This is a genomic window from Bradyrhizobium sp. SZCCHNS3016 (assembly GCF_032484535.1).
In the GTDB taxonomy this organism is placed as follows: Bacteria; Pseudomonadota; Alphaproteobacteria; order Rhizobiales; family Xanthobacteraceae; genus Bradyrhizobium.
Genome location: NZ_JAUETE010000013.1, coordinates 163,906 through 177,476, shown reverse-complemented (window position 1 = coordinate 177,476; position 13,571 = coordinate 163,906). Strand labels below are relative to the sequence as shown.

The window sequence follows — 13,571 nt, the reverse complement described above, 5'->3', positions numbered from 1 at the left end:
GACCGCAGGCGCGGCGCTCAGTTCACCCGCGTCCAGGTCTGGCCGCCGCAGAACATGCCGCCGAAGGCGCAGCCCTGCACGCGCAGACTGTCCATTCCCTTCAGCGCAATGGTCGAGTCGTAGGTGCTGCCGCTGTTCGGATCGAAGATGCGGCCGGTCCACTTCTTTTCCTGCGTCTTGTCGCTCGGCCGCATGTTGATCAGGATCTGCTCGCCGTTCTGGTTGGTCTTCGTATCCACGGCGTAGCCGCAGAGATTGCTGCCGCAGGGCTCGATGCGGATCTGGCCCTCCTTCTCCTCGGTTAACCAGATGCCGACCGGCGAGTTGGGATCGCGACCGGCGGTCTGCGCCGCAGCGGGCGGCGCGGCTGCGGTGGTCACGGCAGGCGTCTGGGCTGGGCGCGGTGGCGGTGGCGCGGCGGCAGGAGCCGGAGCCGCAGCAGGTGCCACAACGGCCGTCGCAGCGGCTGGCGGCGCAACCGGTGCCGCGGCGTTGGCGGCCGGGGCCGCCGTAGGCGGCAGCGGCGCGGGTGGCGCGGCCGCTTGGACGGGAGCAGGCGCAACCGGCGGGGTCGCCGGTACGGCTCCCGTCGGAGCTGGTGCGGGAGGAACAGGGGCTGGGGCCGTGGCGGCCGGAACCTGCGGTTGCGGGGCCGGCGTAACGGCCGCCTCGGCTGGCGCCTGGGCCGGCTTGTCCGCGCCAGGCTGCGGCCTGGCCGCCGGATCCGGATCGCGCTTGGTGCGCTTGGTCTTCTTCTGCTCGGTATTGTCGTAGACCCCGGGGATCTGCACGGTGCCGCGGTCGGGATCGATGCGGATTGTCTTGCCGCCGTATTCGATGACGTACTGCGCCTCGGCGGCACTGCTGGCCAGAACCAAAGCCGCAACAGCCAACAGCCTCTTCATCCGTGTCTCCGCGATGTCGGTTGCTGATGTGAGCGAGCTCACGCGCAATTAAGTCGCTGATGCGGCGTCCCCGGTTCAATGCGCCACCTGCTCAGAAATCGAGCGGCGCATTGTCGACGACCTCCTTCATCACGAAGAACGTGCGCGTCTGGCGCACGCCGGGCAGCGAGATCAGTTGGTCGCCATGCATCCGATTGAAGTCGTGCATGTCGCGGACGCGGATCTTCAGGAAGAAGTCGAAATCGCCGGCCACGAGATGACAGTCGAGCACGAATTTCAGCTTTCGGATCGCGGCCTCGAAGGTGCGGAAGCTCTCCGGCGTCGACCGGTCGAGCACGACCCCGACCAGGACCAGCGCGCTGCGCTCGACCTTCTCGGGCGCGATCTGGGCGCGCACACCGGTGATGTAGCCGTCGTCGAATAGCCGCTGCGTGCGGCGATGGCAGGTGGCGGGGCTGACGTGGACGGCGGCGGCGAGCTCGGCATTGGTCATCCGGCCGTCCTTCTGCAGCAATTGCAGAATGCGCCGGTCGACGCGGTCCAGGTCAGGGGTGGAAGCTTCTTTCGATTTCTGCGTCATTTGCGGATGTATCTATCGTCAAATCGCGACGGTGCGGAGGTAACCACGAAAACATGGGGCGATAAAGAGAGCACCTTTCTGAGGGATTTTCGTATGGTGAGGCGACCCTTTCATCCACCCACGGAGAGATCCCGTGCTTCGGCTCGACAAGTTCAAGAAGTATCCGCTCACCTTCGGCGCCACGCCCATCGAGCATCTGCCGCGCCTCACGGCGGCGCTCGGCGGCAAGGTGCAGATCTACGCCAAGCGCGACGACTGCAACTCCGGCCTCGCGATGGGCGGCAACAAGCTGCGCAAGCTCGAATACATCGTGCCGGACGCGATCGAGTCGAATGCCGACACGCTGGTCTCGATCGGCGGCGTGCAGTCGAACCACACCCGCATGGTGGCGGCGACCGCGGCCAAGATCGGCATGAAGTGCGTCGTCGTCCAGGAGAGCTGGGTGCCGCACGAGGACGCCGTCTATGACCGCGTCGGCAACATCCTGATGACGCGCCTGATGGGCGCCGACAGCCGTATCGTGCCGGATGGATTCGACATCGGCATCCGCAAGAGCTGGGAGGATGCGATCCAGTCGGTGAAGGATGCCGGCGGCAAGCCCTACGGCATTCCGGCCGGCGCGTCCGTGCACAAGTTCGGCGGCCTCGGCTATGTCGGCTTCGCCGAGGAGGTGAGGGCGCAGGAAGCCGAGATGGGCATCAAGTTCGACTACATCATCGTCTGCGTCGTGACCGGCTCGACCCAGGCCGGCATGATCGTCGGCTTCGCCGCCGACGGCCGCGCCGACCGCGTCATCGGCATCGACGCCTCCGGCACGCCCGAGCAGACCCGCACCCAGGTGCGGCAGATCGTCGACAACACCGCCGAACTCGTCGAGCTCGGCCGCAAGGTGCGCGACGACGAGATCGTCATCCTGAATGACTACGCCTATCCGGCCTATGGCGTGCCGAGCGCCGAGACCAACGAGGCCATTCGCCTGGCCGCCCGCACCGAGGCGATGATCACCGACCCGGTCTATGAGGGCAAGTCGATGCAGGGGATGATCGACCTCGTCAAGAAGGGCTACTTCCCGGAAGGATCGAAGGTGCTCTATGCGCATCTCGGCGGCGCTCCGGCGATCAACGGCTATAGCTACACATATCGGAACGGCTGAGGGCGGATTCATCTTCCCCCGCAGCGTAGCCGGTGGTCCGAGGTCCAACACCACATCCCGCCGTCGTCCCGGCCTTGAGCCGGGACCCATAGCCACCGGCAGTGCTGGTCTGACGGGCTGCATGTCCTGGCCTGCCACGAACCACGGCCTGTGAGCATGGGTCCCGGCTCGGAGGCCGGGACGACACCGAATGTGTTGCGCGAGCGATCCACCCATGGTCTCGTCATTGCGGGGCGTGCGACGCGCGCCTCGGAATGACGGCGCGTGTGTTGAAAGAGCGATCCACACATGACGTCGCCTTCTCGCGACGCACCAGCGTCCGAGGGATCCATCAGTTCGCCCCTCTGAATGAAGAGGGCGCAGGGAATGCCGGGTGAAGGCCTCACCCATGGCCCGCCTGCAACAAGAAAAGCAGGCGGCAGTCACCACAGGTTCAGCCGATCATCCGGCATTCCCTGCGCGACGGTCTTAACGCTTATACGCAGTCTCCCTGGTGCGCCGGGCTTGTTGGCCACCATGGCGACAATGCGCTTGCGCGCATTGCGCTGGACACCAGCATCGGGGTGTCAGGACGCTGCGATTTCGCGTCCGCGCCATGCCGTTCGTCCGCGTGCAAGCACGCTGCGGCAAAACGCGGCCATCGCCTCCCCACCTCGCGTGTCGTGACGATCGCGCGCTACGCCCCTCTCGTTGAGGTGGGATGGCGTCAGTCAATCATAGTTTCCGAAAAAACGAAAGATGAATATTTTTAGCGCAGGGACTGGACAGGGGTCTTCGCGTTGAAATGACTGCAGAACTTTGCGTTTTGCGTCCTGCTGGACATTCCATGTCACGTTCCGGCTGCGGCCTCATCTCGGAATCCGCAGCATCCCAATGGAGGCCCCGACCGTCGTCTTGTATAAGCCCCGCGACAATGCTCTCCGGAGACATCCACAGCAGCGCAATCGTCGCACTATGCTACACTCACGCTACCACGAACGCCATCGAGATCACGTTCTCATAGCGGCCGTCGATGCGGACGGCGTTGCGTTGCAGCCCTTCGGCTCGGAAGCCGACGTTCTTGTACAAGGCGATCGCATTCATGTTCTACTCGCGCACGGTCAGCTCGATGCGCGTGAGGCCGACGGCAAGCGCGGCGTCCATCGTCCGTCGAATGAGAGCACGACCAATTCCGCGGCCGCGATGAGCTGGCAGCAGACCTATGCCGAGGGTGCCGCAATGGACGTAATCACTCGGCAAGCACGTGTCCTGCGCCAGACGAGGGGAGGCAACGGCGCTGTCGGCGCAACGCAGGTCGCGCAGCTCCCCCAAGGCAGCATATTGGAAGACGGCTGTTCTCGCGCGGCAGGGCGATGACCTAACCTCCGTCTCGAAGCTCGGCTCAAGCCGCCTCTGCCACCGGTTCCGATCCATCGCCAGAGGCGCCGCGCGCCGCTGTGCTGCCGGATGACAGGCCGCGTCCTTTCACCAGACCGAAAATGGCGGGGATCACGATCAGAGTGAGCAGAGTCGATGAGATCATGCCGCCGATCATGGGGACGGCGATGCGTTGCATGATCTCTGAGCCCGTACCATTGCTCCACATGATCGGAAGCAGACCCGCCATGATGGCGACCACGGTCATCATCTTCGGCCGGACGCGCTCGACGGCGCCCTCCATGATCGCGTCCTGGAGATCGCGCCGGGTCAAGGGCGCGCCCTCAGCGGCCCGCCTGGCTTTCATCTCGGCCAGCGCGTGGTCGAGATAGATCAGCATCACGACGCCGGTCTCAGCGGCCACGCCGGCGAGTGCAATGAAGCCGACCGCGACGGCGACCGATAGATTGAAGCCGAGCCACCACATCATCCAGATGCCGCCCACCAGCGCGAACGGCAGCGACAGCATCACGATCAGGGTCTCCGTCATTGCCCTGAAGTTCAGATAGAGCAGCAGGAAGATGATTGAGAGCGTCACGGGGACGACGATCTTGAGGCGGGCAGCGGCCCGCTGGAGATATTCGTACTGGCCGCTCCAGACCACGTAGGTGCCGGCTGGAAACTGGATGTTCTCGGTGACGGCGCGCTGCGCGTCGGCGACGTAGCTGCCGATGTCGCGATCGCGGATGTCGACATAGATGTAAGTTGCAAGCTGTCCGTTCTCGGTCCGGATCGAGGTGGGTCCCCGGACCGGCTCGATCCTGGCGACCTCGCCGAGCGGCACGGCGCCGCCGGCCGGCATCGGCACCAGGACATCGTCGGCGATGGCCTTCGGATTGTCGCGGAGATCGCGCGGATACCTCATGTTGACCGTGAAACGCTGGCGGCCCTCCACCGTGGTGGTGACCGTCTGGCCGCCGAGCGCAGCCGCGATCGTATCCTGGACGTCCTGGACCAGCAGGCCGTAACGGGCAAGCGCCTCGCGGTCGGGTGTGATCTCGAGGTAGTAGCCGCCGATGCCGCGCTCGGCATAGGCCGAGGACGTTCCGGGGACGGTCTTGATGACCCGTTCGATCTGCTTTGCCAGACGATCGATCTCGGTCAAATCAGTGCCCATCACCTTCACGCCGATCGGCGTGCGGATGCCGGTCGAGAGCATGTCGATGCGGGCCTTGATCGGCATCGTCCAGGCGTTGGAAACGCCGGGGAATTGCAGCGCCTTGTCCATCTCGGCGATCAGGCTGTCGATCGTGACGCCAGGGCGCCATTGATCCCTCGGCGTGAGGTTGACGACCGTCTCGAACATCTCGATCGGCGCGGGGTCGGTTGCGGTCGCCGCCCGCCCGGCCTTGCCGTAGACCGAGGCGACCTCCGGGAACGATTTGATGATGCGGTCCTGCATCTGCATCAGCTCCGCGGCCTTGGTCACGGAGATGCCGGGCAGGGTCGTGGGCATATAGAGCAGCGTGCCCTCGTTCAAGCTGGGCATGAACTCGGTGCCGAGCTGGCGCGCCGGCCAGATGGAGATCGCGAGCACGGCGACCGCGGCAAGGATCACGATCGTCTTGGCCCGCAGCACGCCCTTCATGACGGGCCGGTAGATCCAGATCAGCAAGCGGTTGATGACGTTGCGGCGCTCGGGAATGATTCTGCCGCGCACGAAGATCACCATCAGCGCCGGCACCAGCGTGACCGACAGCAGCGCGGCCGCCGCCATCGAGAACGTCTTGGTGAAGGCGAGCGGGCTGAACAGCCGGCCTTCCTGCGACTCCAGCGTGAAGATCGGCATGAACGACACGGTGATGATCAGGAGGCTGAAGAACAGGGCAGGGCCGACCTCCGCGGCCGCGTCGATCAGGATTTGAACACGCGATTGCTCGGGCTTGGCACGCTCGAGGTGCTTGTGGGCGTTCTCGATCATGACGATCGCGGCATCGACCATGGCGCCGATCGCAATCGCGATGCCGCCCAGGCTCATGATGTTCGAGCCGAGCCCGAGCAGTTTCATCGCGCCGAACGCCATGAGCACGCCGACCGGGAGCATCAGGATCGCGACCAGGGCGCTGCGGACGTGCAGCAGGAAGACGACGCAGACGAGGGCGACGACGATGCTCTCCTCGAGCAGGGTGTGCTTGAGCGTGGCTATGGCGGCATAGATCAGGTTCGAGCGGTCGTAGACCGGAACGATCTCGACCGATTTTGGCAGACTGCTCGCGATCTCGTGCAAGCGCTTCTTGACGTTCTCGATGACATCGAGCGCGTTGACGCCGAAGCGCTGCAGCACGATGCCGCTGGCGACTTCGCCCTCGCCGTTGAGCTCGGCAATGCCGCGCCGCTCGTCCGGACCGAGCTCGACGGTTGCGACGTCGCGCAGCAGCACCGGCGTGCCGCCGGACGTCTTCAGCACGATGTTGCCGAGGTCGTTTATATTCTTGATGTAGCCCTTGCCGCGGATGACGTATTCGAACTCCGAGAGCTCGACGGTGCGGCCGCCGACATCGGCATTGCTGGAACGGATCGCATCGCGGATCTTCTGCGTGCTGACGCCGCGATCGCGCATCCGCTGCGGATCGAGAACGACGTTGTACTGCTTGACGAAGCCGCCGATGCTCGCGACCTCGGCGACACCTTCGGCCTTGGCCAATGCGAATTTGAGGGTCCAGTCCTGGATCGTGCGGGCGTCGGCGAGGTTCAGCTCCTTCGACATGACGGCGTATTGATAGACCCAGCCGACGCCGGTGGCGTCGGGGCCGATCGTGGGTGCTATTCCGGCCGGCAGCCGCGACGCTGCGCTGTTCAGGAATTCCATCACGCGCGAGCGCGCCCAATAGATGTCGGTGCCGTCCTCGAAGATGACGTAGACGAACGAGACGCCGAAGAACGAGAAGCCGCGCACGACCTTCGACTTCGGCACCGTGAGCATGGCCGTGGTCAGCGGATAGGTGACCTGATCCTCGATCACCTGCGGCGCCTGACCGGGATATTCGGTGTAGACGATGACCTGTGTATCCGACAGATCGGGGATCGCGTCGAGCGGCAGATGAATGAGCGCGTAGAAGCCGGCGGCTGCGGCGAAGCCGGTGCCGAACAGGACCAGCAGGAGATTCCGTGCGGACCAGGCGATGATGCGGGCGATCATTTGTGCGCTCCCATCCCGGCGTGATCGGCGTTGGCTGGCTGCTGCTCAGCTGCTTCGGCAAAGCTCTTCAACGCGGCCTTGAGGTTGCTCTCGGCATCGATCAGGAAGTTGGCTGACGTGACGACCGCCTCGCCCTCCGACAGACCGTCCTGCACCTCGACATAGCCAGCGCCGTGGCGGCCGAGCTTGACGGCGCGCGGCTCGTAGCGGCCGTCGCCCTTGTCGATCAGGACCGCCTGGCGGCTGCCGGTGTCGAGCACGGCATCTGCCGGCACAGCCAGCACCGGCGCCGGGGCTGCGGTCTCGATCTCGGCATCGACATACATGTCAGGCAGCAGCGCGAGGTCCGGATTCGCGAGCTCGATCCGCACCCGCGCCGTCCGCGTGTCCTTGTTCACCTGGGGATAGATCACCGCGATCGCGCCAGCGAAGGTCCGCCCCGGGAAGCTGCGCGCGCGGATCATCACGGGCTGACCCACCGCGATGCTGCCGAGATCGCGTTCGGCGACGTCGACCAGGGCCCAGACCAGCGAGATGTCGGCGATGCGGAACAGTACGTCGCCCGGATTGGCCCGCATGCCTTCGATCGCATTGCGCTCGAGCACGATGCCGTCGCGCGGTGCCGACCATTGCACCGTCACGGGGGCGGCGTGCGACTTCTCCATGGCCGCGATGACCGGCTCCGGCACGTCCAGATTGGTCAGCCGCTGGCGCGAGCCGCGGCCATAGGCGGCATTGCCGCCGACGATGTTGGAATTGATGGTGGAGAGATATTCGGCGGCGGCCGCCGCGATCGCCGAGCTATAGATCTCCATCAGCGGCTGGCCCGCTCTGACGCGCGTGCCGGTCGTCACGTCGGCGACCTTCTGCACGAAGCTTTCGGCGCGCATCGCGATCACGGAGATGCGCCGCTCGTCGAGCTGGATGGTGCCCGGCGCCTTCACCGCGACGTGGAGCGTGCGCCGCTCGACCGGCGTTGACTTCACGCCGCTGCGCTGGATCTTGCCGGGCGACAGCTTCACCACGCCGTCGTCGGCCTCGTCGCCGTCGTAGACGGGAACGTAGTCCATTCCCATCGGGTCCTTCTTCGGAGTGGGAGACGTGTCCGGCAGGCCCATCGGATTGCGGTAGTAGAGAATCTTGCGTGAGGAGTCCGCCTGCTGCTTCGGCTTGGCCGGCTCCGGCGCCGCTTGATCGTCGTCATAGACGGGCAGATAGTCGCGCCCGCGATCGTCCTTCCTGGGGGTCGCCGACCAAGCGGGGGCACCGCTTGGGTCGCGATAGTACAGCGGCATCCGATCCGCCGCGGCGGCGGCAAGAGGGGCGCGAAACGACGGAGGCGTGGTCTGGATGGATACGAGCCCACCCAAGCCGAGGCCAGCACCGACCGCAATGGTCGCGAGCAGACGCAACGTGTTCATGGCATCACCGTGAGGCGCGCTGGGCGCGCGCTATCCGTTGGGAGACTGGGGCGCTCGTCGGGAGCGCCCCGCGAAGCTCACTTCGTCGCCTTGACGATGACCTTGCCGGTGACCGTCTCAGGCTCGCCCTGCACCTTGGCGGACAGCGTGACCTGGTAGCGCCCGGCCATCGGCAGGTCGGTCTTGAAGGCGTAGACGCCCGGTTCCTTCGACGGCAGCGGCGCCACGTCCGACACCATGTCGGCCATCCCGTCGGGAGCCATGTCGACGCGCGTCTTGAAGATGACCGCGTCGGCGACCGGCTTGCCGGTCTGCTTGTTGGTGAGACGAATGGCGACCGTGACATCGTCGCCCTTCTTCATCTCCGGAGTGACCGGCTCGAACGTGTAGTCAGTCGCGCCTGCCAGGGCGGCTGATGTGGCAAGCGAAAGGGTGGCGGCGAACGCCGCGATGCTGAGTCTGGAAAGCATGGTCCTGTCCTCATGAATGGATCTCGGCCGTGGCGCCGATGGCGCGCACGTCAGCGGCCGGCGCGCAGGCATGCGCGCGTCGGTAACGAGATCAGACTCGAGGAGGCCGGAAAGGAGGACTGCCGCTATCGAGGGAGGCCACCTGGTCGGCGGGAAGTGCCAGCGTGGTCGCCGCGATGGCGAGTGGAGCGACGACGATGGTCCTGATATCGCCGAGCGCAACCGTTCCGCCGGCGCAGCAGAAACCCATCCCACATTTGTCGCCGTGTGACGGGGAACTCGTCCCCTTCATGTCGTCAGGACAGCACTCGTCCATCGACATGTCGGCGCCATCGCCCATGGCCATGCTTGCCTGCATGTCGTTCGACGACATTGCGACCGCCGCCGTCGATGCGCCAATCGGCAGCATCGCCAGCGAGAGGGCGATCGCGAACGCCAGGATGGTCCGAACAAGCCGCATCAGGATCCGAGTTTGCCTTGGCCGCAGCATACCCTACTGCGCTTCTGGAGGCAGTCCTTGAGACGGGTCAAACTGCGCCATCGCGGACGCGATGGCTGCCAGGGTCGACGTCATCGACCACGATATACCCCCATGGGGTAGATTCCGCAAGCCGGGGTGAATGCCCGGGCGAGCCGGGCATGGCGACCGAAGGTCTGGTGAATTCCTGCCACTCCGGCGCGCGCCCGGTTTGAAGCGATGGTTCCGACAGGAGTCGCGCGGGGCAAATGCCAACGTCAATCAAACCAATTCTTGTAGATCGCCTGGTAGCTGCCGTTCTCCGTGGAGATATGCAGCCACTGATCGACGAACGCCTTCAGGGCGACGTCGCGCTGCAGCCAGTAGGCCTTCTCGGAGAAGTCGAACGGCTTCTCGGGGTGGACGGCGCAGAGCACGCCGGGATGCAGCTTCTGCTGATAGCGCGTCTCCGACGCGTCCGTCATCATCAGGTCGGCGTCGCCCTTGGCGATCTCCTCGAAGATCGTAACGTTGTCGTTGTGGACGCGGATGTCGGCGGCCTTGACGTTGGCGCGGGCGAAGCGCTCATTGGTGCCGCCGGGGTTGACGACGACGCGGGTGCCCGGTCTGTCGATGTCGGCCAGCGTCTGGTATTTCGACGTGTCCGAGCAGCGAGCGATCGGCGTCTTGCCCTCGCGCATGATCGCGGTCGAGAAGTAGCCCTTCTTCTGGCGGTCGAGCGTGATCGACACGCCGCCCATGGCGACGTCGAACTTGTCGGCCTCGAAATCCTTCATCAGTTGCGGCCAACTGGTCGGCACGAACTCGACCTTGACGCCGAGCGCCTTGCCGAGCGACTCGGCCATGTCGACGTCGAAACCGGAGAATTTGCCGGTGGCCTTGTCGAGATAGGTGAACGGCTTGTAGTCGCCGGTCATGCCGACCCGCAAGCTACCGCGCTGCATGATCTCGTCGAGGCGCGAGGCCTGCTCGGCGGCCGCCGGGAGGGCAAGGCTACAGACGAGGACGAGCCCAGTCAGGACGGACAGCGGACGATCGAAGAACCCCATGATGCGACACCTCGGCTTGAGTGGGACGAGGTTCTTCTTATACGAAGCGGTGTCGCTGGACGAGGGGCAGGGGGCGGCCGTTCGGATCGGCTCCCGGCCGCCGCCGGCGGTCGAGCCTGCAGGTCCACCAGGCAATGCCGCGCATCATTCAACGATGCGGGGCGACCGAGCGCTAGGTCCGGCCGGGTTCTACCGGAGCAAACGAACCCTTGCCGGTCATCTCGTTCTTCAGCGCCTCGAAGCGCTCTGCCGCCTCGTGCGCACGGGTGTCGACCATGTCGATGGCGGCTTCGGCCGTCATCGGGCCGCTGCTGACGGCGATCGAGGTCGGCCCGACGGTCTCGTCGACGTAGTAGCCGTCTTCGCCGCGCCGCGCGGTCCAGCGGAAGCGGATCGCAGAGATCGGGCCGGGCCCGATCTTGGTGTAGCCGTCGGCCTGATCGAACGAGACCACCGTGCCTGCGGCCTTCTTGGCGGGAGAGTTGGGAGCAGGCGCGGCCGCCCGGTCGTCACGCTTCGCAGACTCCGGCTTGTCGAGGATGCTCGCTATCGTTGCGAGCGCGTGCTCCGTCGCAACACTCATGATCGCCTCTGTTCCTACTGACGCGCGCAAACGCCGACGCCAATAGCTATAGTTGTAGCGAAATCTGGGCGAGATGCAACAATGCGTTCAAAATTGGGCGACAAAGCGGTGGACGAAGATCCCGAGGAGTGCAGGAGGGCCCGTGCTCCAAAGGTGGATGGCCGGGACGGAGCCCGGCCATGACCATTCACGTACTGAGCAGATCTATCAGCGCGAGTCGGCGCCAGCCCGCGACTCAGAGCACGTCCTGATTGATCACGTTCTGCCGAATCGGATCGCCGTCGAGCACACTCAGGATGTTGCGCGCGGTCTGCTCGCTCATGCGGTCGACGGCCTCGCGGGTGACGCCGGCGACGTGCGGCGCCATGATCACGTTGGGTAGCGCATGCAGCGCGTGGCCGACCGGCGGCGGCTCCTGCTCGAACACGTCGAGCCCGGCGCCGGCGAGGCGGCCGGACACCAGCGCGTCGTACAGCGCGGCCTCGTCGATCAGGCCACCGCGCGCGGTGTTGATCAGATAGGCGGTCGGCTTCATCAGCCGCAGACGCGCGGCATTGAACAGGCCGATGGTCTCCGGCGTCTTCGGGCAGTGGATGCTGACGAAATCGGCGCGCGGCAGCGCGGCGTCGAGGTCGGTCACCGGCTCGCAGCCGGCGGCGGTGATGTCGGCGGCCGGCTTGTAGGGGTCGTAGACCAGCACCTGCATCTCCATCGCCAGGCAGCGCTTGGCGGTACGGGTGCCGATGCGGCCGAAGCCGATGATCAGCACGGTCTTGCCGTAGAGATCGAACGGCAGCACGCCGAGCCGCGCGCCCCAGGTGCCGTCCCTGACCATCGCATGCATCTCGTTGGCGCGCTTTGCCAGCGTCAGCATCATGAACAGCGCTTGCTCGGCGACCGACGGCGAATTCGCGGTGCCGGCGACCATCAAGGGCACCTTGTGGCGGCTCAGCGCCGGCACGTCGACCGCGTCGAAGCCGACGCCGATCCGAGTCACGACCTTCATGTCGCCGGCAGCGACGAGCTCCGGCTCGCCGAACCGGGTCGCACCGAGGGCGACGCCATGCACCGGGGCATGGGAGGTGAGCAGCGCAGAAAAGTCCGCCGCCGAGATCATGTTGGGGAACTCGATCATCTCGACGTCGTCGCGCGCCGCGAGCAGCGCGCGTCCCTTGGCCGAGAAGGATTCCGTGACGAGGATCTTGTTCTTGTTGGTTGCCGTCCTGGTGGTCATATCCTGCCCTTGAAGCTTCTTGTGCTCGTCAGATCACGAGCCCGGTCGCCTCGTTTAGCAGGTGCATGTTGTTGAGGTCCATTGCCATGCGCAGAGGGCTGCCATCCCGCGCGCCGGCGTTGGGGTTGACCCGCCCGCAGACCGGCGTCTCGTTGAGGGTGAAGTAGACCAGCGTCTCCATACCCATCGGCTCGGTGACGTCGAGCAGCGCCTCGAACGGCTCAATCCCAGGCTCCGCATGCGGCTTGGTCTCGGTGATGTGCTCCGGCCTGATGCCGAGCAGCAGCGGCTCATTTCGTGACACGGATTGATAGCGCGCGGCGCGCGCCGGCGGCAGCGGAAAGGCGATGCGGTCGGTAAGGCGGATGTGGAGCCGGCCATTGGCCTCCTCGAGCCGGCACGGCACGAAGTTCATCGCGGGCGAGCCGATGAAGCCGGCGACGAAGCGTGTCGCTGGATTGTGGTACAGCTCGTTCGGCGTGCCGATCTGCTCGATGCGGCCCTTGTTCATGACCACGACACGGTCGGCCAGGGTCATCGCCTCGACCTGGTCGTGGGTGACGTAGACCGTCGTGGTGCGGACCTTCTGGTGCACCTTCTTGATCTCGATGCGCATCTGCACGCGCAGCTTGGCGTCGAGGTTTGACAGCGGCTCGTCGAACAGGAAGACCTTGGGATTGCGCACGATCGCACGGCCCATCGCCACGCGCTGGCGCTGGCCGCCGGAGAGCTGCTTGGGCTTGCGGTCGACGAGGTCGGCGATATCCAGCATGCGCGCGGCCTCCGCCACGCGGCTCTTGATCTCGGCCTTCGGATAGTGCTTCAGACGCAGCCCGAACGACATGTTCTCGGCCACCGTCATGTGCGGGTAGAGCGCGTAGTTCTGGAACACCATCGCGATGTCGCGGTCCTTCGGAGGGACGTCGTTGACGACGTCGCCGCCGATGGTGATGTCTCCGTCGGAGATGTCCTCGAGCCCTGCAATCATCCGCAATGTCGTCGACTTGCCGCAGCCGGACGGGCCGACCAGCACGACGAACTCGTGGTCGGCGATATCGAGATCGATGCCCCTGACCGCCTCGACGTCGTCATAACGCTTCACGACCTTGCGCAAGCTCACTTCAGCCATGTGTGGTCAACCCC

Annotated in this window: 12 protein-coding genes; 1 reads left to right on the top strand and 11 read right to left on the bottom strand. The window is 65.4% G+C overall.

From position 1 onward, the window contains the following. Positions 1-17 precede the first annotated feature (17 nt). A complete protein-coding gene (locus QW881_RS23965) occupies positions 18-905 on the bottom strand; it encodes a DUF2147 domain-containing protein (protein ID WP_315757462.1) in 888 nt (295 codons plus the stop codon). A gap of 91 nt (positions 906-996) precedes the next feature. Further along, on the bottom strand, positions 997-1,485 hold the full coding sequence (locus QW881_RS23960; protein ID WP_315757463.1) for an Lrp/AsnC family transcriptional regulator: 489 nt from the start codon (positions 1,483-1,485) through the stop codon (positions 997-999). Between the two features lie 133 nt (positions 1,486-1,618). Between QW881_RS23960 and QW881_RS23955 the strand changes: the two genes are divergently transcribed. After that, on the top strand, positions 1,619-2,638 hold the full coding sequence (locus tag QW881_RS23955) for a 1-aminocyclopropane-1-carboxylate deaminase (RefSeq protein WP_315757464.1): 1,020 nt from the start codon (positions 1,619-1,621) through the stop codon (positions 2,636-2,638). 1,086 nt (positions 2,639-3,724) lie between these two features. Here QW881_RS23955 and QW881_RS23950 read toward each other — a convergent pair. The 9 genes from QW881_RS23950 to QW881_RS23910 form a co-directional block, all read right to left on the bottom strand. Next, a complete protein-coding gene (locus QW881_RS23950) occupies positions 3,725-4,051 on the bottom strand; it encodes a GNAT family N-acetyltransferase (RefSeq protein WP_315757465.1) in 327 nt (108 codons plus the stop codon). Beyond that, positions 4,020-7,193 (bottom strand): efflux RND transporter permease subunit, encoded by a 3,174-nt coding sequence (locus tag QW881_RS23945; protein WP_315757466.1) that lies wholly within the window; start codon positions 7,191-7,193, stop codon positions 4,020-4,022. The genes QW881_RS23950 and QW881_RS23945 overlap by 32 nt, the downstream gene beginning before the upstream one ends. After that, positions 7,190-8,614, bottom strand: coding sequence for an efflux RND transporter periplasmic adaptor subunit (locus QW881_RS23940; RefSeq protein ID WP_315757467.1), 1,425 nt, complete (start codon positions 8,612-8,614; stop codon positions 7,190-7,192). Before QW881_RS23940 ends, QW881_RS23945 begins: the two co-directional genes overlap by 4 nt. A gap of 77 nt (positions 8,615-8,691) precedes the next feature. Further along, a complete protein-coding gene (locus QW881_RS23935; protein WP_315737938.1) occupies positions 8,692-9,084 on the bottom strand; it encodes a FixH family protein in 393 nt (130 codons plus the stop codon). A 91-nt stretch (positions 9,085-9,175) separates the two neighbouring features. Further along, on the bottom strand, positions 9,176-9,544 hold the full coding sequence (locus tag QW881_RS23930; RefSeq protein WP_315757547.1) for a hypothetical protein: 369 nt from the start codon (positions 9,542-9,544) through the stop codon (positions 9,176-9,178). 275 nt (positions 9,545-9,819) lie between these two features. After that, entirely contained in the window at positions 9,820-10,611 is a 792-nt protein-coding gene (locus QW881_RS23925; protein ID WP_315757468.1) for a transporter substrate-binding domain-containing protein, read from the bottom strand. Positions 10,612-10,783: 172 nt separating this feature from the next. Continuing rightward, complete coding sequence (locus QW881_RS23920) at positions 10,784-11,194, bottom strand: hypothetical protein (protein ID WP_315757469.1); 411 nt, start codon at positions 11,192-11,194, stop codon at positions 10,784-10,786. A gap of 235 nt (positions 11,195-11,429) precedes the next feature. Further along, on the bottom strand, positions 11,430-12,428 hold the full coding sequence (locus tag QW881_RS23915) for a hydroxyacid dehydrogenase (RefSeq protein ID WP_315757470.1): 999 nt from the start codon (positions 12,426-12,428) through the stop codon (positions 11,430-11,432). Between the two features lie 28 nt (positions 12,429-12,456). Continuing rightward, complete coding sequence (locus QW881_RS23910; protein ID WP_315737943.1) at positions 12,457-13,557, bottom strand: sn-glycerol-3-phosphate ABC transporter ATP-binding protein UgpC; 1,101 nt, start codon at positions 13,555-13,557, stop codon at positions 12,457-12,459. Positions 13,558-13,571 lie beyond the last annotated feature (14 nt).

Bases quoted from the DNA above. Each gene is read 5' to 3' on its own strand.
- QW881_RS23965 (WP_315757462.1), bottom strand. From the start codon at position 905: ATGAAGAGGCTGTTGGCTGTTGCGGCTTTGGTTCTGGCCAGCAGTGCC.
- QW881_RS23960 (WP_315757463.1), bottom strand. From the start codon at position 1,485: ATGACGCAGAAATCGAAAGAAGCTTCCACCCCTGACCTGGACCGCGTC.
- QW881_RS23950 (WP_315757465.1), bottom strand. From the start codon at position 4,051: ATGGATCGGAACCGGTGGCAGAGGCGGCTTGAGCCGAGCTTCGAGACG.
- QW881_RS23945 (WP_315757466.1), bottom strand. From the start codon at position 7,193: ATGATCGCCCGCATCATCGCCTGGTCCGCACGGAATCTCCTGCTGGTC.
- QW881_RS23940 (WP_315757467.1), bottom strand. From the start codon at position 8,614: ATGAACACGTTGCGTCTGCTCGCGACCATTGCGGTCGGTGCTGGCCTC.
- QW881_RS23935 (WP_315737938.1), bottom strand. From the start codon at position 9,084: ATGCTTTCCAGACTCAGCATCGCGGCGTTCGCCGCCACCCTTTCGCTT.
- QW881_RS23930 (WP_315757547.1), bottom strand. From the start codon at position 9,544: ATGCGGCTTGTTCGGACCATCCTGGCGTTCGCGATCGCCCTCTCGCTG.
- QW881_RS23925 (WP_315757468.1), bottom strand. From the start codon at position 10,611: ATGGGGTTCTTCGATCGTCCGCTGTCCGTCCTGACTGGGCTCGTCCTC.
- QW881_RS23920 (WP_315757469.1), bottom strand. From the start codon at position 11,194: ATGAGTGTTGCGACGGAGCACGCGCTCGCAACGATAGCGAGCATCCTC.
- QW881_RS23915 (WP_315757470.1), bottom strand. From the start codon at position 12,428: ATGACCACCAGGACGGCAACCAACAAGAACAAGATCCTCGTCACGGAA.
- QW881_RS23910 (WP_315737943.1), bottom strand. From the start codon at position 13,557: ATGGCTGAAGTGAGCTTGCGCAAGGTCGTGAAGCGTTATGACGACGTC.